Here is a 20703-nt window from a genome sequence, read left to right as displayed (position 1 = left end):
CGATTCGTAGGGTCGGGTCGTCACGGGGTCGTGAGGTCGAAGCGGCGTACGGTCACCGCGCCGCCGAGGGACTGGGTGGCGTAGTTGAAGATTCCGTAGCGGTAGCCCATGAAGAACTGCCAGGCGTTGTTCAACGTGAAGGCCGGGCCGAGGCTCACGAACGTGCTGCCGTCGGTGCTGTAGGAGAAGCGGGCCTGCCTGCCGGAACCCGGCCGGATGTCGGCGCTGACCCGCAACCAGAGCCGGCCGCCCGAGATGTTCGCGCTCGCCGCCTCGGTGCCGGTGCCGGTGGTCTGCCACGAGGTGTTCATGGTCAGGCCGTTGGTCATCACGACCCGGTTGACGCCGTTGTCGCGTTTGACGCCGATCCAGGCCGACTGGTCGCGCAGCATCGCCAGCCCGGCGCGGTCGCCGTTGGCCATCTGCGAGTAGTCGAGCTCGATCGTCGCCGTCGAGGACGGGCCCTGGATGCGGTGGGTCAGGGTGTTGCGGGCGTTGTAGAGGTCGCCGGTGACGGTCGCGGTCTGCAGGCGCAGGCCGTTGCCGGTGGAGAAGCGGCTGGTGTCAGGGTTGTGGTTCCACTCCCAGCGGGGGCCCAGCGTGCCCGAGGTGAAGGTGTCCGGGCCGATCATGGACGCGACGGTCCGGCTGGTCTGGATGTTCGGGCGCGGGTAGTTGACGCCCCAGCCGCCGTTGACGGTCTGCACGGTCGGCCAGTCGCCGGTCCAGGTGATCGGCGCGAGCGCCGGGACACGGCCGCCGGGGTAGGCGTCGACGAACGACATGTAGTACCAGTCGCCGTTCTGGGTCTGGACGAGTCCGCCCTGGTGCGGGACCCCGCCGCCGGAGACGGGGCCGGGCATGTCGAGCAGGACCTGGCGCATCTCGTACGGCCCCCACGGCGAGGTGGAGCGCAGCACGTACTGGCCGTTGGCGGGGCGGGTCAGCCAGATGTAGTAGTAGCCGCCGCGCTTGTAGAAGCGGGAGCCCTCCAGGGTGCCGACGCTGCTCGGGGTCTGGAACACCTGCTGGGCGCGTACCTGGCTGAGCCCGTCGGCCGAGAGCTGGGCGACGCTGATGGTGCTGTTGCCGTAGGCGACGTACATGGTGTCGTCGGTGTCGACCAGCAAGCCGGCGTCGTAGTAGCAGTTGTTGATCTGCGAGCGTTTGGTCCACGTGCCGTCGACGGCGGAGGCGGTGTAGACGTAGGTCCGGTTGAACTCGACGCAGCCGATCCAGTAGTAGGTGCTGTTGCTGGGCCGGTAGTTCAGGGCCGAGGCCCAGATCCCCTTCACGTACGCCCGGCCGCCGTTGAGGTCGTAGGCGCTGGAGTTGAAGTCGAGCCTCGGGACCGAATGCCCGGCGTACTCCCAGTCGACCAGGTTGTAGGAGCGCAGGATCGGCGCGCCCGGCGAGTAGTGCATCGTCGAGGCCGAGTAGTAGTAGGCGTCGCCGACCCGGATGATGTCGCCGTCGGCGAAGTCCTGCCAGACGACCGGGTTGGCGTAGGTGCCGCCCGGATTCGTGGTGCCGCCGATGGGGACGAGCTGCCATTGCTGGTTGGCGCCGCCCCAGTCGTCGTACTGGACGATGTTGGCGCCGTCGGCGGTGGAGGCGCCCTGTACTTCGAGGGCCTTGTTGCTGTTGCGGTTGATGAATCTCACGTAGCCGCTGTCGGAGTCGGTGAGTTTCCACTGCTGGTTGGTGCCGTTGCCGTCGGCCCACTGCACGATCGCGCCGCCGTTGGCGGTGGAGAAGTTGTAGACGTCCAGCACCTTGCCGGAGTGGCGGGACTTGAGCCGGTAGTAGCCGCCGCCGGAGTCGACGAACTGCCACTGCTGCTGGTTGCCGTCGTTACGGGTCCACTGGGTGATGCGGCCACCGTCGGCGGTGGACAGGTTGTAGACGTCCAGGGCCTTGCCGCTGTTGCGGTTGACCAGCACGTACCACGTGTTGGTGTCGACCGTCGCGGCCGACGCCTCCTGGGCCGTGAGTAACACGCCTACCAGGAGCAGGGCCGACAGCGCCGCGAGCACGCGCCTCACAGGAACCTCCAGAGGTTGTCGTTCGCGCCGTTGTCGTCGGCGAGGACGACCTGCGCCCCCTGCGACGTGCCGGCGAGGCCGAGGACCCGGCCGCCGTTGGCGCACTGGATGCGGAAGGCGGCGCCTGACCCGTAGCGGAGCCGCCAGCGATGGTCGGCGGTGCCGTTGTCGGCCCACTGCACGACACGCGACCCGGCAGCGGTGCCCATGTTCGTCACGCCCAGCACCTTCTGGCTGTTGGCGTTGCGCAGCCGCAGGTAGCCGCCGGTGTCGGCGATCGCCGTCCACAGGTGGTCGGCGGTGCCGGTGTCGCCCCACTGCACGACGAGCGCGCCGTCGGCCGTCGACATGTCGGTGACGCCGAGCACCATGCCGGAGCCCACGTTCTGGATACGCCGCGCGCCGTTCGGCATGAACCGCCACTGGTTGTCCGGGCTGCCGTTGTCGGAGTCCTGGACCACCTGGGCGCCCTCGGCGGTCGAGCCGTTCTGGACGGCCAGCAGCTTGGAGCTGTTGACGTTGCGGATCTTGACGGAGCCGTCGCCGGCGTCGGTGATCGTCCAGCGGTGGTCGGCGGTGCCGGTGTCGCCCCACTGGAGCACCCGGGCGTTGTCGGCGGTCGACATGTTCTCGACGCCGAGCACCTTGCCGCTGTGCACGTTGCGGAGCCGCAGGGCACCGCCGTCGACGACCGGGACCCAGTCGTGGTCGTCGGTGCCGTTGTCGGTCCACTGGAGGGCCAGGCCGCCGTCGGCGGTGGACATGTTCTGGATGCCGAGGACCAGCCCGGTGGCCGCGTTGACCAGCCGGAAGCTCGCCGTGCCTGCGCCGCCCTGGCCACCGGTGTTCCAGTAGACGACGTAGTTGTGGTCGTGCGCGTCGTAGAACGGCCCCAGCCGCACCGACGCTCCGTTGGCCGTGGCCGTGAAGGCCAGGGAGGAGGTGCTGGTCCGGGTGATCGAGGACGGGGTCAGGGCGGGGGCCGACGACAGGCTGGTATCGCCGTAGTTGCCCGACAACACGACCGGGCCGTAGGTGACGGCTTGTACGTCGGGGTTGTCGTTGGCGGCCTTCATGACCACCCGCATGGGCAGCCGTACGGTCACGGTGTCGTCCGAGGTCCACGACCTGGTGAGCTCGGCGTAGGAGCCCGGCGCGGTGGCGATGTCCTGCTCGACCCCGTTGACGCTGATCGTCGCGCCCTGGGTCCAGGCGGGGATGCGGATGCGCATCGTCCACGATCCGCTCGCGTTGCCGGTGACCCGCAGCGAGGTGGTGTCGCCGACGGGGTAGGAGGTCGTCTGGGTGACCGTGATGCCGCGCCGGCTCCAGTCGAGCGTGGAGGGCACGAACAGGTTCACGAACAGGGTCGTGCCGTTGTGGAAGTAGATGGAGTCCATCAGCTTGGTGTTGGTCTCGATCCCGGTGCCCTGGCAGCACCAGAACGAGTTGTAGTCCGTGCTCCAGGTGCCGCCGCCCCAGGCCGGGCCCACGCCCCTGCGTCCGCCGGGGTTGAGCGGGGTGAAGTAGGTGACGTGCCCATGCGCGTCGGTGGGGTGCTGCTGCCCGACCAGATGGTTGAGCAGGGCGTTCTCGTAGTAGTCGAAGTAGTCGGCCCGGGTCGGTGACAGCGTCCACAGTTCCCGGGTCAGCTTGAGCATGTTGTAGGTGTTGCACGCCTCGCCGGTGTCCCTGGTCAGGTAGGAGGCGATCGCGCCGGGGGCGCGGAAGTGCTCGGCCTGACTGTTGGAGCCGTTCGCGTACGTGTGCGCGCCGACGGTGATGGACCAGGCGTTGGCCGCGATGTCGCGGTAGCGGGTGGTGCCCGTCGCCTTGTACTCGCGGGCCGCCCCGATCCACTTGGGCACCTGGGTGTTGGCGTGCAACCCGTTGAGCTGGTCCTGGTTCGCGGCCAGCGGGTTGAACACGGCCGCGTGGTCGAACCGCTGGGCCGTGGTCAGCCAGCGGGAGTCGCCGGTCATCTGGTACAGGTCCGTCAGCACGGCGTTCATGCCGCCGAACTCGGTGCCGAGCATGGCCTGCATCTGGCTGGAGCCGAGTCGCGACGTGCGGGTGTCCACCCACCCCGCCAGAGCCAGCAGCACGGTCCTGGCCTGGGTGTTGCCGGTCAACCGCCAGACGTCCAGCAGTCCGGCCAGGGTCTTGTGGATGCAGTAGTACGGCACGTTGCCGTTGGTCAGGGTGCGGTTCTCCAGGGCGGTGATGTCCGACTCGGGGAAGCCGGACAGGTAGCCGGTGGTGAATCCGGCGGCGCCGTTGTTGGCCTGGCATCTGGCCAGCTCGGCGACCATGTGGTCGGCCTTCTCCCGGCAGGTGGTGTCGCCGAGCACGGCGTAGGCCTGCGCCCACGCCGTCAGGAAATGGCCCTGCGCGTGCGACCGGAACGGGAAGGTGGGCGCGTCCCAGCCGCCGTCGGCCGCCGCGCCTTCGGTGGACAGCCGGTGGTTGGCCCGGAAGACGTACAACAGCCGGTCGACATCGACGAAGCGCAGGTAGGTGAGGGTGCGGTTCTGGTTGTCCAGCAGGCGGCCGGAGGTCAGCCGGACCTGGCCGAGGTCGAACTCGTAGGCCGAGACGCCGATGTCGGGTCTGGCCCAGGGGAGTGCGGCCAGGGCGGGGGATGCGCCGGCTGTCCGGCCGACGACCGAGAGCGCGGCGGCCGCGCCGGTGGCTTGGAAGAGCTGACGACGGCTCAAGGACATGCGGAGCTCCTTGGGGGTGGGGGGCGGTGACCGGCCGCGGCTGGTCACGTGTTCAGCAGGTCAGGCCCTGGGAGAGGCCGCTCTCCGTGCATTGTTAGCGTTAACATCACATCCTGTGGAGCTGTCTTGACCTCCTCCGTGGAGCGTGTTGTCGCGGAGTACATCCGAGGGTCCGGCTCGCCGTCAACGAAAGGCGCCCCGCGCCGGCCTGGGTGTCGCCGTCGGAACGCCATTCCTCCTGGAGTTTTCCGTCCTAGGAGATCGCGCCGCACCGCTCGTGCATGTGAAAGTTTCACATAAGTTACCGACTGGCAAGACCGTAAATTGCGACAGAGTGATGGTTAAGTTGCTGTCGCACGGCCGGGCACGGCTCGCCCTCCCCCGGCCTTTTCGCCGGGCCGGGGGAGGGGCGCACCGGATCAGCAGGTGCAGCTCACGCGGTGCCCGCGTTGTAGGTCCACTTCTGGTTGCTGCCGCCCCAGCAGCTGTACAGCTGCAGCCCCGTGCCGTTGCCGGTGCCGCTGCCGACGGCGTCGAGGCACAGCCCGGACTGCACCCCGACGATCGTGCCGTCGGAGTTGACGCGCCATTTCTGGTTGTCGCCGCCCCAGCAGGAGTAGATCTGGATCCGGGCGCCGTTGCCCGTGCCTCCGGCGTCCAGGCACTTGTTGCCGTACACCTTCAGCTCACCTGCCGAGGTCTGCGTCCACTGCTGGTTGCTCTGACCGTTGCAGTCCCACAGTTGCACCGCGGTGCCGTCGGTGGTGCCGGCGTTGGGCACGTCCACGCAGCGGCCGGAGGTCACGCCCTTGATCTGCCCCGCATCGCCCCCGCCGGGCGGCGGCGTCGTGCTGCCGCCGTTGAGCGCGTTGAGCACCGCGGTGTAGGCGGCCTTCTTGTTGCCGTTGCCGTCGAAGAGCAGCGGGGCGGCGTTGGCGCCCAGCCAGGAGTCGCTGTCGCGGACACCCCATGTCGTGATGCCGGCACAACGCGACACCGCGAGGCAGTCGTTGACGACGTTGGCGTACGTGGTGGCCGAGCCGCCCTGGATGTCCAGCTCGGTGATCTGCACGTCGACCCCCAGCGCGGCGAAGCTCTGGATGGTCGTGCGGTAGTTGCTGTTGTAGGGGCTGTTGCCGTTGAAGTGCGACTGCAGGCCGACGCAGTCGATCGGCACGCCTCGGGACTTGAAGTCCCTGACCATGTTGTAGACGCCCTGCGTCTTGGCCCAGGTCCAGTTGTCGATGTTGTAGTCGTTGTAGCACAGCTTGGCGGCCGGGTCGGCGGCGCGCGCGGTGCGGAAGGCCACCTCGATCCAGTCGTTGCCGGTGCGCTGGAGGTTGGAGTCGCGGCGGCCGCCGCCGCTGTCGGCGTAGGCCTCGTTCACCACGTCCCAGGCGTAGATCTTGCCCTTGTAGTGGCCCATGACGCCGTTGATGTGGTCGATCATCGCCTGGCGCAGCGAGCTGCCCGACAGCGACTGCATCCAGCCCGGCTGCTGGGAGTGCCAGGCCAGGGTGTGCCCCCGCACCCGCTTGCCGTTCTGCACGGCCCAGTTGTAGACCCGGTCCCCGCTGGTGAAGTTGAACTGCCCCCGGTTGGGCTCGGTGGCGTCGATCTTCATCTCGTTCTCGGCCGTCACCATGTTGAACTCGCGATTGGCGATCGTCGTGTAGGCGGAGTCGCCGAGCTTGCCCGAGGCGATGGCGGTGCCGAAGTAGCGGCCGCTCTGCGCGGCGGCCGCGCCGAGCGTGCTCGCCGCGGCATCGGCCGGAACCGCCGTCGCCAGTGCCGTGATCAGGCCGAGTGCGCCGAGCGCGCCGGTGATCAGCGCCCGGCGGCGCGCGCCGAGCGGCCGCCTGGTGGTCGGTGGGGACATGGCGTTGACACGCATGCTTGAGCCTCCATCGGCGAATCGTGGGGAGGGATCGTGCGGGGCACACCCCCGGTGGTGCGCGCTCCACCGGCGCCGGAGCCGGCAGGGGAGCTCACCTTCGGGCACTCAGTGTGTGAATCTCGCCGAAAGTTGTCAAGAATGCCATGAAAACTTTCGGAGATGCCCGGCCCGCCTGTGTCTGCCGTACTGGCGGTGGCCTTGAAATGTTTCGATCGGGCCTGGTAGCTGGGGCCATGTGAAAGTTTCATGGCGACGCTCTCGCTGCGTCGTCACGTCCAGATCGAATAATCCGAGGTGAACGCGCTCGGTCGGCGCCCCTCCGGCCCGCAGCAAGCTAAGGCGCTCTTGACAGTACCTTTCTGACTCATATTTGCTCCGACCTGCCACCACTTCCACCGGCCTGAGGCAGTTCGACTGGTCAGCGGATTGTTAACGCTAACAGCGGAGAGGCGGAACAATGAGGCGAGGCGAACCGCGTACGAGAAGGTACGCGGGCATCGGAGCCGCCCTGGCGGCTGTGATCACGGCGGTGGCCACCGCTCTGTCCGTGTTCCTCACGGCTGTGCCGGGAGCGTCGGCGGCGGTCCTGACCGAAGTGACGAGCTTCGGCGCCAATCCCGGCGGTCTGCGGATGTACCTCTACGTCCCCGACAGGGTGGCGCCCCGGCCAGGGGTCCTCGTGGCCATGCATGGCTGCAACGGATGGGCTCCCGGCTTCCACCAGGGCACGGAGTTCGCCTCGCTGGCCGACCGGTACGGCTTCATCGTCATCTATCCGCAGGCGAACAAGAGCGCCAACGGCATGTCGAACTGCTTCGACGTCTGGTCGAACGAGGCCCTGCGCCACGGCGGCGGCAGCGACCCGGTGTCGATCGTCTCCATGACCGACTACGTGCTGCAACGCTACGACGGCGACCCGCAACGGGTGTTCGCCACCGGGTTCTCCTCCGGCGCGATGGAGACCCTCAACCTGCTCGCCACGTATCCGGACGTGTTCAGGGCCGGCGCGCCGTTCTCGGGGGTCCCCTACGGTTGCCTGGGCCCCGCGGGCTGCGGCGACAAGACGCCGCAGCAGTGGGGTGACCTGGCCAGGAACGCCTACCCCGGCTACACCGGACCCCGGCCGCGCGTCATGGCCTGGCACGGCACCGCCGACTCCGTCCTGCCGTACACGATGTTGCAGGAAGAGGTCGACCAGTGGACCAACGTGCACGGACTGAGCCAGACCCCCGCCTCCACCGACAGCCCGCAATCCGGCTGGACCCGTCGGGTCTTCGGGTCCGGGCAGGTCGAGGCGTACACCATCAGCGGCGCCGGCCACGACCTGCCCCACCCCGGGATGGCCGCCTACGCCGTCCGCTTCTTCGGCCTGGACGGCGGCTCGTCCACCACGACACCGACCCCACCGGCCGCCGGGCAGATCAAGGGAGTCGGCTCGGGGCGCTGCCTCGACGTGCCCGGCGCCGCCACCGCCGACGGCACCGCGGTGCAGTTGTGGGACTGCAACGGGCGTGCCAACCAGCAGTGGGCCGCCACCTCGGCCGATGAGCTCAGGGTCTACGGCAGCAAATGCCTCGACGCGGCCGGCACCGGCAACGGCGCCGGCGTCCAGATCTACTCCTGCCACGGCGGCGCCAACCAGAAATGGCGCCTGAACGCCGACGGCAGCATCACCGGGGCGCAGTCGGGGCTGTGCCTGGACGCCGTGGGCCAGGGCACCGCCAACGGCACCCGGCTCCAGCTCTACTCCTGCCACGGCGGCGCCAACCAGCGCTGGACCCGCTCCTGAGCCGGTGACGTCGCTTCCGAACATGACCACAGGGAGGTCCTGGTGTCCACCATGCGTACCTGGAGGCAAGGGTGGGCCGCCGTGCTCACGGCGGTGGCGTTACTGGCGGCCGGCACGGCGATGGGGACGGGGGTCGCCAGGGCCGAGTCCAACGGCGGGGTCCGGGTCATGCCGCTCGGCGACTCGATCACCGAGGGCACGCAGGTGCCGGGCGGGTACCGGATCGGCTTGTGGCAGCGCCTGATCGGCGGCCGCTACACAGCCGACTTCGTCGGTTCGCAGTTCAACGGGCCCGGCAGCCTGGGCGATCACGACCACGAGGGCCACCCGGGCTGGCGGATCGACCAGATCGACGCGAACATCACCGGCTGGCTGCGCACGTACACGCCGCGCACGCTGCTCCTCCACCTGGGCACCAACGACATCCTGCAGAACTACAACGTGGCCGGCGCCCCGCAACGGCTGTCCACGCTGATCGACCACATCACCGCGGCCGTGCCCGACGCGGACGTCTTCGTCGCGACCATCATCCCGCTGTCCAACTCCGGCCAGGAGTCCGCCGCCCGCACCTTCAACGCGGCGATCCCCGGCATCGTCCAGAGCAAGGTGAACAGCGGCAAGCACGTTCACCTGGTCGACATGCACAGCAGGTTGACCACCTCCGACCTGATCGACGGCATCCACCCGACCGCCGGCGGTTACGACAAGATGGCCGCCGCCTGGTACGCGGCGCTGCAGTCGGTCGCGGGCAGCATCGGCCAGCCGGGGGGTGGCACCTCCAGCGGGATCGCGATCAAGGGAGTGGGCTCGGGCCGGTGCCTGGACGTCTCCGGCGCGTCGCAGGCGAACGGTGCGCAGGCGCAGATCTGGGACTGCAACGGCCAGTCCAACCAGCAATGGACGCCCTCCGCGAGCGGGGAGCTGCGGGTCTACGGCGGCAAGTGCCTGGACGTGTCCAACCGGAGCACCGCAGACGGCGCCGGCGTCGTCATCTGGGACTGCAACGGCCAGAGCAACCAGCAGTGGCGCTTCAACGCCGACGGCACCATCACCGCGGTAGGCGCGAACAAGTGCCTGGACGTGCCCGATTACTCCACGGCCAACGGCGTCAAGCTCCAGATCTGGTCGTGCAGCGGCGCCGCCAACCAGCGCTGGACCCGCGCCGGCTCATGACATCACTTCGACAGGTGGAGAATCAGATGCGCAGAATCCTTGGCCTGACGATGGCCGCGTTACTTGCGGCCGGCTCCCTCGTCGCGATCGGCGGTGCCACGTCACCGGCCCTCGCCCTGGACAACGGCCTGGCCCGCACACCCCAGATGGGCTGGAACGACTGGAACAGCTTCGGCTGCAACGTCAACGACGGCCTGATCCGTCAGACGGCCGACGCCATGGTCTCCAGCGGCATGGCGGCGGCGGGCTACACCTACGTCAACATCGACGACTGCTGGTCCACCAAGAGCCGCAACGCCAACGGCGACCTGGTGCCGGACCCGCAGAAGTTCCCCAACGGCATCAAGGCCCTGGCCGACTACATCCACTCCAAGGGGCTCAAGGTCGGCATCTACTCCTCCGCCGGCACCACGACGTGCGCCGGCTACCCGGCCAGCCTGGGCAACGAGCGGCGGGACGCGGCTCTCTGGGCGTCCTGGGGGATCGACTACCTGAAGTACGACAACTGCGGCGACCATCTGGGCATGAACGGGCAGCAGCGGTACACGGCCATGCGGGACGCGCTGGCCGCCACCGGCCGTCCGATCGTGTACAGCCTGTGCAACTGGGGCCAGGAGAGCGTGTGGACGTGGGGGATGCCGGTGGGCAACTCCTGGCGCAACACCGGCGACATCGCGGCCAACTGGAGCTCCATCATGGGCATCCTGGACCAGCAGGTCGGGCTGGAGTCGTACTCGGGCCCGGGCGGGTGGAACGACCCCGACATGCTGGAGGTGGGTGTCGGCGGGGTGACGGGGACCGAGGGCCGCGCGCACTTCAGTCTGTGGTCGCTGCTGAACGCTCCGCTCATCGCCGGCAACGACCTGCGTACGATGAGCGCCGACACGCGCACCATCCTCACCAACACCGAGGTCATCGCGGTCAACCAGGACTGGGGCGGCCGGCAGGGCCACAAGATCAGCGACAACGGCAACCTGGAGGTCTGGCGTAAGCCGATGAAGAACGGCTCGGTCGCGGTCGTCCTGCTCAACCGGGGCACCTCGACCTCGACCGTCTCCACCACCGCCGCGGCCCTGGGGCTGGGCTCGGCGTCCTCCTACTCGGTACGTGACCTGTGGGCGCACACGACGTCCTCCTCCTCCGGGACGATCAGCGCGTCGGTCCCCGGGCACGGGGCGGCCATGTACGTCGTGACCGGAGGCGGCATCGTCCAGCCCACCACGGTCGCGATCAAGGGAGTGGGCTCGGGCAGGTGCCTCGACGTCACCGGCGCCGCGCAGGCCAACGGCACCCAGGCGCAGATCTGGGACTGCAACGGCCAGTCCAACCAGCAATGGACGCCCTCCGCGAGCGGGGAGCTGCGGGTCTACGGCGGCAAGTGCCTGGACGTGTACAACCGGGGAACCGCCGACGGCACCAACGTCATCATCTGGGACTGCAACGGCCAGAGCAACCAGCAGTGGCGCTTCAACGCCGACGGCACCATCACCGCCGTCGGGGCGAACAAGTGCCTGGACGTGCCGAACAACGCCACCGCCAACGGCACCAAGCTGACCATCTGGTCGTGCAACGGCGACGCCAACCAACGCTGGACCCGTACCTGACCCCATCCGCCGCATCACCTCGGGAGCGATCGTGAGAGTGGCATTACGGTTGCCGGCCACCGCAAGAGCCGGACGCGCAATCGCGGGAGTGCTGGTCCTGCTCGGCCTCGTGGCGCTCCTGCCCGCCCACGCGGCCAGGGCCGACAACCCGATCATCCAGACCATCTACACCGCCGACCCGGCTCCGCTGGTGCACAACGGCCGGGTGTACCTCTACACCGGCCACGACGAGGACGGCTCGACGTGGTTCACCATGAAGGAGTGGCGGGTCTGGTCCTCCACCGACATGGTGAACTGGACCGACCACGGCTCCCCGCTGAGCCTGACCACCTTCAGCTGGGCGAAGTCCGACGCCTGGGCGGGGCAGGCCATCCACCGGAACGGCAAGTTCTACTGGTACGTGCCCACGACCAACCGCGCGACCGGCCGGATGGCCATCGGGGTGGCCGTCTCGGACAGTCCGACCGGGCCGTTCAAGGACGCGCTCGGACGGCCACTGGTCGAGAACGGCGAGATCGACCCCACGGTCTTCATCGACGACGACGGGCAGGCCTATTTGTACTGGGGCAACCCGCATCTGTGGTACGTGAAGCTGAACGCCGACATGATCTCGTACTCGGGCAGCGCGACGCAGATCCCGCTCACCACGGCGGGGTTCGGCACCCGGACGGGTGATGCCAACCGTCCGACGCTGTTCGAAGAGGGGCCCTGGGTCTACAAACGGAACGGCCTGTACTACATCGTGTTCGCGGCCAAGTGCTGCTCGGAGTTCATCGCCTACTCGACGGCCACCAGTCCTACCGGGCCCTGGACCTACCGAGGGACGATCATGCCCACGCAGGGCAGCAGCTTCACCAACCACGTGGGCATCGTCGACTACCAGGGTGGCTCGTACTTCTTCTACCACAACGGCGCACTGACGGGTGGCGGCGGCTTCACCCGTTCGGTGGCCGTGGAGAAGTTCACCTACGGCTCCGGCGGCACGATCCCGACGATCAACATGACCACGTCCGGGGCGCCGCAGGTGGGCACCCTCAACCCGTACGTCCGCCAGGAGGCCGAGACGATCGCCTGGGCGTCCGGAGTCGAGACCGAGACCTCCAGCGAAGGCGGGATGAACGTCGGCTGGATCGAGAACGGCGACTACGTCAAGGTCAAGGGCGTCGCGTTCGGCGCCGGCGCCAGGACCTTCACCGCGCGGGTCGCTGCGGCGTCCAGCGGCGGCAGGCTCGAACTACGCCTGGACGGCGTCAACGGCGCGGCGGCCGGGACGTGCACCGTCCCGGGCACGGGCGGCTGGCAGACCTGGACCACCGTCTCCTGCTCGGTCACCGGCGCGACCGGCACCCGCGACCTGTACCTGAAGTTCACCGGCGGAAGCGGTTACCTGTTCAACGTGGACTGGTGGCAGTTCAGCTGAGGCCGAGGTGCGGGCCGTCCTCAGGACCGATCCCTGAGGACGGCCCGCACCTGGGTGATGGAGAGCGGCGATGCCGGTGACGAACTGGTCGCGGTCGTCGTGCTCGCGCATCTGGCCGGCGATGGCGTGAGCAGGTCTGCCCGGCTCAGCCGGAGGTGCCGGTGTCCGGGTTGCCGCCGATGCGTGCGAGCACCTGTTGGCTGAGCACGACGTCGTGCGGCAGTCGTCTGAGCGCGGCCGCGTCGACAATGACTCCGTGCCGCTGGGCGATCTGCTGGAGCGCGTCCCAATGGTCTGCTTCCATGGCTTCCTGAGAACGGCCATCGAACGGCTCATCGGGCCCAACCACCACCCGTGTCGTCTCTTGAATCTCTGCTGCCGATGTCGCGGCCCAGCCTTGCGATGAGCCCCAACCGCGGTCATCCAGCAGCAGTACGCGGGTTCCGTCGACGAGCTCTGCTTCGTGACGCGCCGACACCGAGATGGTGTCAGCCGCCTGATCATCGACATCGACGAACGTCACCAGACGTGTGACAGCAGTCATACACCTCATCATCGGTGCTGCCCGGCTCGCCGGGATTCGTCGCGCGCCGGCGCGCACCGCGGCGGGCGGCGAAAACCCCGAGTCTCCAGACTTTCCGGGCACCCCACGCGTGCGCGCGCCGGGCCGGCCATGCCGGCAGCGGCTCGCCTCGAAAGCATGGATTCGGACGAGCGGGGGCTGAGCCAGGTCGCGTCAGCCGGCACCAGCAGACGTCGTGACCTGGCTTGCGGAATCCCTCGGATCGGGCTTGTCGGCATCGACGGGCCACGCTACGTGCGACCGAACGGGGAGGCCCCTGCGAACGGCGGTCCAGGACGACATGGTGAAACACTCGGAAAAGGTGCCGGACATGTACGAGATGTCCGACACCTTGGCACGAGGAGAGCCATCCGTGAGCCATTCCCCGGGAGCGCGAGACCGCTTAGAAGCGATCTACAACGCGCACTACCCGGCCATCCACCAGTACGCCGCCCGCCGTACGGACTCGCCCGACGACACGGCGGACGTGATTTCTGAGACGTTCCTCACCGCGTGGCGGCGCATCGCCGACGTCCCCGACGGCGATGCCACCCGCTTGTGGCTGTACGGCGTGGCCCGTCGTGTCCTGGCCAACCACCGGCGCGGCCAGTCCCGCAGGACCGGGCTTGCTGAACGGCTCAAGGACGAGTTGTCCGCCACTCGGCCGTCCGAGCCGGCCGGGCCCGACCGCGTGCGGGAGGCATTCGATGACCTGCCCGCCCGTGACCGTGAGGTGCTCGCGCTGGCCTTCTGGGAAGACCTGACCGGCCCGGAGATCGGCAAAGTGCTCGGCTGTACGGCGACCGCGGCCCGGATCAGACTGCACCGTGCACGCAAGCGGCTGGCCAAGGCGCTGGGGCTCACGGAAGAAGACCAGGCGATCGCGGAACTGAGAGGGGAGACCCTGTGAGCAGGATCGGCCGGATGGTGGCCGCCATCGACCCCGCTCCCCACGCGCCGGAACAGGGGCAGGGCGCGCGGGAGTTGCTCCACGAGATCATCGAGACGCCGATCAAGGCACGTCGCCGGGCGCGCTGGCCGGTGCTGTTCCCCGTCGCCGCGGTGCTGGCGGCGGCGGCCGTCCTGGGCGTGGCCTTCCTCCCCGCCGACGCGCCGAGTGGCATCGCGCCGTCCGCCGCGCTGGCGTTCCAGCGCTCGGGCGACGACTGGATCGTCACCGTCAAGGACCTCTACGCCGACCCTGAACGCTTCGCGTCCGAGTTCAAGGCCCGCGGGCTCGACATCCGGCTGTCGATCGCCCCAGGCTCGCCGAGCGCGGTCGGCCATGTCACGGGCGGGGAGAATTCGGAGGGAGCCCGCATCGAGGAGGAGTCGGTGGAGTGCGAGTCCCCCGGCGGCCGGTGTGCGGTCGCGTTCCGCATTCCCGCGGACTTCAAGGGCAGCGCGGCGATCTGGTTCGCCCGTCCGGCCCGTCCCGGCGAGCGGTACGAATCGGCCGGTGACGTCGATGCCACCGGTGAGCTGCTGCACTGCGTCCCGTATCGCGGCATGACCGTGGACGAGGTACGGGCCGTGCTGGCCGAGCGGGACGGCTCGATCGAGGAGTTCAGAGTCGGCAAGAGGTCGGACCGCGCTCAGCAGGTGCCGGGGAACTGGTTCGTCAAGGACGCGGTGCCGACGGCCCCGGGGCAGGTGCTCGTCTGGGCGCAGCCGGAGCGAGTGGAGTTCACTCCCGAGCTGATCGCGGACGTGAAGAAGAAGATGGCCGGATGCCCGCAAGGCTGACCCTCCCCGCATGAGTGCCTATGGCGCCGCAGCAGAAGGTGCGGCGCCATACGTACGCCGGCCGCCGCGGTCAGGTTCCACCTGACGTGATCTGAAGGGCTACTTGACCTGGATCCCCTTGACGACCTTGCCGAGGTCGGCGAAGAGCGGCTGGGAGACCGTCACGCTGACGACGACGCCCTTGCGCTCCACCCAGGCGACGTCGCGGAAGGCGCGAAACTCTTTGTTCGGGACCTTCACGAGCACCGTACGCCCGCCGACCTTCCCCTGCTCCGCCTTGGCGAACTCGCCCGAGTCGAAGGAGGGCTTGCGCAGGTCAGCGAGCTTCACCAGCGATGGGTCGCAGATGATCCGCACCCACAGGTTGCGGTACTTGTCGGAGGTGTCGTCACCGCTCATCCACTGGTAGGCGTACTCTTTCGGCTCCACCCTGACCTGGCCGGCGATGAAGCCCTTCGGGTCTGAACAGATCTTGCCCGCGCATCCCTCGGGGTGAGCATGGCGTCGATCCGGCCCAGTTGTCGGCGCGGCCGGGTCCAGGCCGTAGCCGGCGGCGAAGGCGGGCCAGCGCGGATCGCCGGCCTTGCCCGGCGCGGCGGGCAAGGCCGTAGGCGAGCATCCGGTCGTGGGTGAGGGCGATCTGTTCCAAGAGGGCAGACCAAGGACGGGAGCAAGGGACAGTGGGCTCGACATGCTCGTCGCGGGCATCGAGACGATGTTCGCGGACCCGAAAAGCGGTTGACCGGAAGGCCGGCCGATGACCATCCTCGACGGATGCGCATCGAGTTCGCCCCGATCGCCGACGACGACGGGGACGCGCTCGCCGACTTCCTGGCGGGTGAGGACTGGCCATACCACGCGGCAACGCAGGACCGCGAGGCCGTCAGGCGGCGGGCGGCCGAAGGCGGCTACGACAACGAGGAGACGCGGACCTTCTGGGTGCTCGCCGACGGCGAGCGCGCCGGCCTGGTGAGACTGCAGGACCTCGCCGACGACACGCCCATGTTCGACCTGCGCGTACGGGCCGCCTGGCGCGGCCGAGGGCTCGGCACGGCGTCGGTCGCCTGGCTGACCGGCTACCTGTTCACCGAGTTGCCCGAGGTGGACCGGATCGAGGGCACCACCCGCCAGGACAATCTCGCCATGCGGGCCGTCCTGCGCAAGAGCGGGTTCGTCAAGGAGGCCCATTACCGGGAGGCGTGGCCCGCCGGCGACGGAACGCGCCGCGACGCGGTCAGCTATGCGATCCTGCGCCGGGACTGGCAGGCGGGCACCGTCACGCCTCCGCATTGGGACGACGAGCCCGGCTGACCTCAGGCCGGGCGGCGCCGGCGGCAGATCTTGATGACGCGCATGTCGGTCACCGCCGTATGCAGCACCCTAGGTGTGGCGGTGCCCGGCAGCAGGGACGACTCCGTGCGGTTGTGGGACGTGGCCACCCGCACCCTCATCGGCCGCCCCCTCGCCGGCACAGTCTCGGCACACCCTCGGCACTCGCATGATCAACGAAGGCGCCGCCCAGCACGTCGTCCAGCGCCTCTACGGGCACAAGAGCGCGGAAATGACCACCGTCTATGCCCGGCTTACCGATCAAACGTTGCGCCAGGCGTTCGACGAGTGGAGCAGCAAGCGGGTCAACATCCATGGCCATGTAGTCCTGCACGACCCTGGTGACGAGGCCGCCTGGCTCAAAGAACCTGGCGAGGCATGTGGCAACCAGCGACTGGTGGAGATGAATCAGCGCGTCGAGATCAGCCTGACCCGCGTGATCGACACCATCGAAGAGTTGGAGGCGCGGTCATGATGCCGGACCACACCCGGTACCTGCGCGCTGCCGAGCAGCAGCGCCGAGCACGGCTCATTGACCAGCCTCGCGAGGCGATCCGGCGTCTCGATGGCGCCGGAGACGCCATCACGGTTGCCGCGGTGGTCCGCGCCTCCGGCGCCTTCCTCTACCGGGTTCCCGAGCTGATCGAGGAGACCCAGCGGCTGCGCAACCTTCAACAGCGCTCCGGCCAGCGGCGTCCTGCCCGCCAGCGCATGACGGATCCCTCCAAGGAAGCCCGCATTCGCCAGCTCGCCGTCACCAACGGCGAGCTCAGGGCCGAGCTCCAACGCCTTCGAACACAAAATGCGCTAATTCTGGGCCGACTTCGAGAGCACGCGGCCGCCCGGCACGCCGACCACGATCGCCCGCCGGAGCAGGCATGCCCGAACTCCCCCCGCTCACTCTCGCAGCCAATGGTATGCGAATGTGTTCCGATAGCACGTACGTACGAACAGCGGTGCCACCTGGCTGAAGTAGATTTAAGTTCAGGAATGTTGGGACCGCTTCATAGACGATTGCCCGGCGCCTGGGGCAGCCCTCCGGCCCATCCCCAAAAATGCAGAATGATCCCCAGCATGACCGGAACCATCGTCGCGGCACCGCTCCATTCCCCCGGCGACATCTGGAATCCGCCGAGCATCCCGCCGAAAACCGGAAGGCCGATGCAGAACCACGGAGGGAATGGAAAACCATCGACCCGCTCCGGTGCGCGGTCCCCGACGGGCCATCCAAGATAGGACCACCGACGCAAGCGTCCTGCGGGGATGATGCGCGTGCCTTCGGGAAATTCCACGATCGCGCGCCGCGCGAGACCCTCGCCGATCCGGACCAAGAGGATCTCCTCGTCGGCCATGTCATCTAGCCACGGATGCCACATAACCCGCTGCCAATAACTTCTGCCGCCGTCCAGCGGAGTAAGCCTGAGCATGGGGCATCGGACCAGCCCTTTATGGGTCGCGACATGCGCACGCACCAGCCACTCGACAGGCTCAGCCGACGCGGCCTTCCGATTGAGAATCCACCGTCCCGCCCAAGCCGACAGGCACCAGACCAGGACGGCACCGATGACGGCGGGAAGTGCGTAATCCTCCTCGGCGATCTGGACGGCCGCACCGACCGGCAGCCCAAGACAGAGGGCGGTCAAACTGACCGCGGTGACATGACGGCTTCCGTAGAGGGACACCTGTGCTCCATCTCAATGGTCTTCCCGTACAACGCTCCAAAACAGGCGAATGTCCCCGGCGGAGGAAAGAACTGAATCAGCCCTCTGGTACCAGAAGTCGCTCGCGATCACGCCCCTCGTTGATCAGCAATTGGCATCAGAACTCGCTGAACACAGCGCAGGAAGTCGTGCGTAGAACCACAGCCGAGATCAACGTCAAGCTCCGGGACATGTCTTCACCGCATTTCCACAGGGCAAGATGCGCCATAAGCGTCAAGGTGCGGGGAACCAGTGTTGTTGAGCGACACAGATGCTGACAGGGGATCGCGACCAGAAGGTCAGTGGCGGAGAGTGAAGGACATCTGGGGAGAACGTGAAATGTGAGACCTGGAGAATCAGCGACACGGGCTCCGCTGGGGTGTGCAATCTGCCTCGCCTTCTCTTCGGAACCGCGACGCTGCGAGGGTCCCTTTCGGGTGGGCTCGTGCTGTTGCACTAGTGCACAGCAGGGCATTTCCCGCTGCTGCCGTGGGATCAGGCGTTCTCCTGCGTACGGTGTCCACATGAAGTATCTGGAAGGGCCTTTTGCGCCCCTTGCTGAAGAAGTCACCGCCTACGACCTGCCTGTCACCGGGCGGATCCCGGCCGAGCTCAACGGCCGCTACCTGCGTAACGGGCCCAACCCGCTGGGCGTGGAAGACCCCGTCGTGCACATCTGGGGCATGGGCCAGGGCATGGTGCACGGGGTGCGGCTGCGTGACGGCCGGGCCGAGTGGTACCGCAACCGCTTCGTGCGCACACCGGGCTTCGCGCCCATGGTGCACGTGATCGAGCACGCTCAGCGCACCTTCGCCTTGGCCGAGGGTGGCCTGCCGCCCGCCGAGTTGGACGAGGAGCTGAACACCGTGGGCGTGTGTGAGCTGGGTGGGACCGCGGAGGGGTTCACGGCGGGGGCGCACTCCAAGCACGACCCGCTCACCGGCGAGTTGCATTCGCTGTCGTACATGCCGGGCCGCGACTACGTCCAGTACATCGTGACCGACCCCGGGGGAAGCGTCGTCCGGACCACCACCGTCCCCATGGCGCGGACGCCGTTCATGCACGACTTCGCGCTCACCGAGGAGCACGTGGTGTTGTGGGACACGCCGCTGGGTTTCGACGGGTTCGAGTGCCGGTGGCTGCCGGAGCACCCGACGCGCGTCGGGGTCATGCCGCGGACCGGTGGTGAGGTGCGCTGGCTCGACATCGACCCGATCCATGTCAGCCACACGCTCAACGCCTACGACGACGGGGACGCGATCGTGGTCGACCTGGTCACGGCCGAGGGGCCGTTCGATCCCGCCGACCCCGGAGCGATCCGGCCCACGCTGGACCGCTGGACGATCACACCGGACAAGATCCACCAGCAGCGCATCGACGACCGGCCGCAGGATTTCCCGCGTGTGAACGAGGCACGTACCACCCGCCCGTACCGATACGGCTACTCGGCCGCGACAGCCCTCTACGGGATTCCGTTCGCGCCCGAGGGCATCGCGCCGGACGACGCTTTCACCAACGCCCTGGTCAAGCACGACCTGGTACGAGGGACGAAAGAAGTACACGGGTTCGGCAGGGACGAGGCGGTCGGAGAGGCCGTGTTCGCCGCCGCGGGGCAAGGGGAGGACGAGGGGTACCTGCTCACATACGTGCACAATCCTCGCCGAAGCGCCAGCGACCTGGTGATCCTCTCAGCCCAGGACTTCACCGGTGAGCCCGTCGCGCGCGTCCACCTCCCTGTCAGAGTGCCGCTCGGTCTGCACGGCAACTGGCTGCCTGACCGCTGAGACGTGGCAGCATGGCCGTCGTGAACGATCCGCAACCGCCGTACCTCCGGATCGTCGCCGCCATCGAGCGGCGCATCGCCGACGGGGAGTTGCAGCCCGGCGCTCCCGTTCCGACGACCAGGGCGATCATGCGCGAGTGGGGCGTCGCGATGGCGACGGCCACCAAGGCGCTGGCCGCGCTCAAGCAGGCAGGCGCCATCGAGTCGGTGTCTCGGGTCGGCGCCGTGGTCGCTCCCCGGAGACTGCCCTCCCGTTCGGCCGGGGGTCTGGAACGCGACCGCGTCGTCCGCATGGCCATGGAGATCGCCGACGCCGACGGCCTGGCCGCACTGTCCATGCGGGCGGTGGCGGCCAAGCTCGGCGTCGCCACCATGGCCCTCTACCGGCACCTCGAGGCCAAGGCCGAGCTCACCCAGCTGATCGCCGACGCCGCGTTCGCCGAGATCGAATATCCGGGGCCGCCGCCGGGATGGCGTTCCCACCTGCGGGTGGCCGCCCAGCTGCAGTGGGCGGCCTACCAGCGCCATCCCTGGCTGCCACGGCTCGTGTCCATCACCCGGCCGGCCACGCTGCCCGGGCAGCTCGCGTACGGGGTATGGACGATGCGCGCGCTCGACGGCCTCGGCCTGGACCCGATCACCCGCGTGCACGTCTACGGCACGATGGTGAACTACGTCCGGGGGACGGCGATCAACATCGAGAGCGAGGCCATCGCCGAGCTGGACACGGGGATGACCAGCAGGCAGTGGGGCAAGGCCAAGCTGTCCGCCGACGGGCCGCTGATCGCCCAGGTCGCGGAGCCGGGCGCGGAGCTCGACCTGGAATCACTGTTCACCTTCGGCCTCGAACGCCTGCTGGACGGCCTGGCCACCGTGATCGCGCCCCGGGAGATCCGCCGGTGAGCGCAGGCGGAAGCCGCCGGGACGCGGGA

General features: G+C 68.4%; 18 protein-coding genes. 10 read left to right on the top strand and 8 right to left on the bottom strand.

The window, feature by feature from the left end; translation table 11 throughout:
* Positions 1-20: 20 nt before the first annotated feature.
* The 3 genes from ACIBG4_RS11750 to ACIBG4_RS11740 form a co-directional block, all read right to left on the bottom strand.
* Positions 21-2045, bottom strand: a complete 2025-nt coding sequence (locus tag ACIBG4_RS11750) for a family 43 glycosylhydrolase (protein ID WP_397201778.1) — start codon at positions 2043-2045, stop codon at positions 21-23.
* Positions 2042-4768 (bottom strand): beta-L-arabinofuranosidase domain-containing protein, encoded by a 2727-nt coding sequence (locus ACIBG4_RS11745; RefSeq protein ID WP_397201777.1) that lies wholly within the window; start codon positions 4766-4768, stop codon positions 2042-2044. Before ACIBG4_RS11745 ends, ACIBG4_RS11750 begins: the two co-directional genes overlap by 4 nt.
* A 433-nt stretch (positions 4769-5201) precedes the next feature.
* The gene (locus tag ACIBG4_RS11740; protein WP_397201776.1) at positions 5202-6662 is read right to left on the bottom strand and encodes an endo-1,4-beta-xylanase; all 1461 of its coding nucleotides are present in this window, start codon (positions 6660-6662) and stop codon (positions 5202-5204) included.
* Positions 6663-7122: 460 nt separating this feature from the next.
* Between ACIBG4_RS11740 and ACIBG4_RS11735 the strand changes: the two genes are divergently transcribed.
* The 4 genes from ACIBG4_RS11735 to ACIBG4_RS11720 all read left to right on the top strand — a co-directional run bounded on the left by ACIBG4_RS11735 (position 7123) and on the right by ACIBG4_RS11720 (position 12651).
* Positions 7123-8454 carry a PHB depolymerase family esterase gene (locus ACIBG4_RS11735; RefSeq protein WP_397201775.1) on the top strand — a complete coding sequence of 444 codons (1332 nt, stop codon included), beginning with the start codon at positions 7123-7125 and terminating at the stop codon, positions 8452-8454.
* A 51-nt stretch (positions 8455-8505) separates the two neighbouring features.
* Complete coding sequence (locus ACIBG4_RS11730) at positions 8506-9627, top strand: lectin (protein ID WP_397202126.1); 1122 nt, start codon at positions 8506-8508, stop codon at positions 9625-9627.
* Positions 9628-9653: 26 nt separating this feature from the next.
* Positions 9654-11231: a glycoside hydrolase family 27 protein gene (locus tag ACIBG4_RS11725; RefSeq protein ID WP_397201774.1), complete on the top strand. Its 1578-nt coding sequence runs from the start codon at positions 9654-9656 to the stop codon at positions 11229-11231.
* Positions 11232-11319: 88 nt separating this feature from the next.
* Entirely contained in the window at positions 11320-12651 is a 1332-nt protein-coding gene (locus ACIBG4_RS11720; RefSeq protein ID WP_397201773.1) for a glycoside hydrolase family 43 protein, read from the top strand.
* 145 nt (positions 12652-12796) lie between these two features.
* On the opposite strand, the gene ACIBG4_RS11715 is transcribed toward ACIBG4_RS11720, so the two are convergent.
* Positions 12797-13195 carry a hypothetical protein gene (locus ACIBG4_RS11715; RefSeq protein ID WP_397201772.1) on the bottom strand — a complete coding sequence of 133 codons (399 nt, stop codon included), beginning with the start codon at positions 13193-13195 and terminating at the stop codon, positions 12797-12799.
* Between the two features lie 391 nt (positions 13196-13586).
* Between ACIBG4_RS11715 and ACIBG4_RS11710 the strand changes: the two genes are divergently transcribed.
* On the top strand, positions 13587-14123 hold the full coding sequence (locus ACIBG4_RS11710) for an RNA polymerase sigma factor (RefSeq protein WP_397201771.1): 537 nt from the start codon (positions 13587-13589) through the stop codon (positions 14121-14123).
* Positions 14120-14959 (top strand): hypothetical protein, encoded by an 840-nt coding sequence (locus ACIBG4_RS11705; protein ID WP_397201770.1) that lies wholly within the window; start codon positions 14120-14122, stop codon positions 14957-14959. Before ACIBG4_RS11710 ends, ACIBG4_RS11705 begins: the two co-directional genes overlap by 4 nt.
* Before the next feature lie 99 nt (positions 14960-15058).
* Here ACIBG4_RS11705 and ACIBG4_RS11700 read toward each other — a convergent pair whose 3' ends face one another.
* Entirely contained in the window at positions 15059-15562 is a 504-nt protein-coding gene (locus ACIBG4_RS11700) for a hypothetical protein (protein WP_397201769.1), read from the bottom strand.
* Between the two features lie 171 nt (positions 15563-15733).
* On the opposite strand from ACIBG4_RS11700, the gene ACIBG4_RS11695 reads away from it, so the two are divergent.
* Positions 15734-16270 (top strand): GNAT family N-acetyltransferase, encoded by a 537-nt coding sequence (locus ACIBG4_RS11695; protein WP_397201768.1) that lies wholly within the window; start codon positions 15734-15736, stop codon positions 16268-16270.
* Between the two features lie 2 nt (positions 16271-16272).
* Here ACIBG4_RS11695 and ACIBG4_RS11690 read toward each other — a convergent pair whose 3' ends face one another.
* Positions 16273-16410, bottom strand: a complete 138-nt coding sequence (locus tag ACIBG4_RS11690) for a hypothetical protein (RefSeq protein WP_397202136.1) — start codon at positions 16408-16410, stop codon at positions 16273-16275.
* On the opposite strand from ACIBG4_RS11690, the gene ACIBG4_RS11685 reads away from it, so the two are divergent.
* Positions 16344-16763: a tyrosine-type recombinase/integrase gene (locus ACIBG4_RS11685; protein WP_397201767.1), complete on the top strand. Its 420-nt coding sequence runs from the start codon at positions 16344-16346 to the stop codon at positions 16761-16763. The genes ACIBG4_RS11690 and ACIBG4_RS11685 overlap by 67 nt on opposite strands.
* Here the strand turns inward: ACIBG4_RS11685 and ACIBG4_RS11680 are convergent.
* Together ACIBG4_RS11680 and ACIBG4_RS11675 are read right to left on the bottom strand one after the other, a co-directional pair.
* On the bottom strand, positions 16697-17074 hold the full coding sequence (locus ACIBG4_RS11680; RefSeq protein WP_397201766.1) for a hypothetical protein: 378 nt from the start codon (positions 17072-17074) through the stop codon (positions 16697-16699). The two genes, ACIBG4_RS11685 and ACIBG4_RS11680, sit on opposite strands and share 67 nt — an antisense overlap.
* 218 nt (positions 17075-17292) lie before the next feature.
* Positions 17293-17970 carry a hypothetical protein gene (locus ACIBG4_RS11675; protein WP_397201765.1) on the bottom strand — a complete coding sequence of 226 codons (678 nt, stop codon included), beginning with the start codon at positions 17968-17970 and terminating at the stop codon, positions 17293-17295.
* Between the two features lie 542 nt (positions 17971-18512).
* Between ACIBG4_RS11675 and ACIBG4_RS11670 the strand changes: the two genes are divergently transcribed.
* Both ACIBG4_RS11670 and ACIBG4_RS11665 read left to right on the top strand, forming a co-directional pair.
* Positions 18513-19772: a carotenoid oxygenase family protein gene (locus ACIBG4_RS11670; protein WP_397201764.1), complete on the top strand. Its 1260-nt coding sequence runs from the start codon at positions 18513-18515 to the stop codon at positions 19770-19772.
* Between the two features lie 11 nt (positions 19773-19783).
* Positions 19784-20674: a GntR family transcriptional regulator gene (locus tag ACIBG4_RS11665; RefSeq protein ID WP_397201763.1), complete on the top strand. Its 891-nt coding sequence runs from the start codon at positions 19784-19786 to the stop codon at positions 20672-20674.
* The last annotated feature ends 29 nt before the right edge of the window (positions 20675-20703 follow it).

The organism is Nonomuraea sp. NPDC050383 (genome assembly GCF_044459125.1).
In the GTDB taxonomy this organism is placed as follows: Bacteria; Actinomycetota; Actinomycetes; order Streptosporangiales; family Streptosporangiaceae; genus Nonomuraea.
This window is presented reverse-complemented; position numbering and strand designations above follow the sequence as displayed.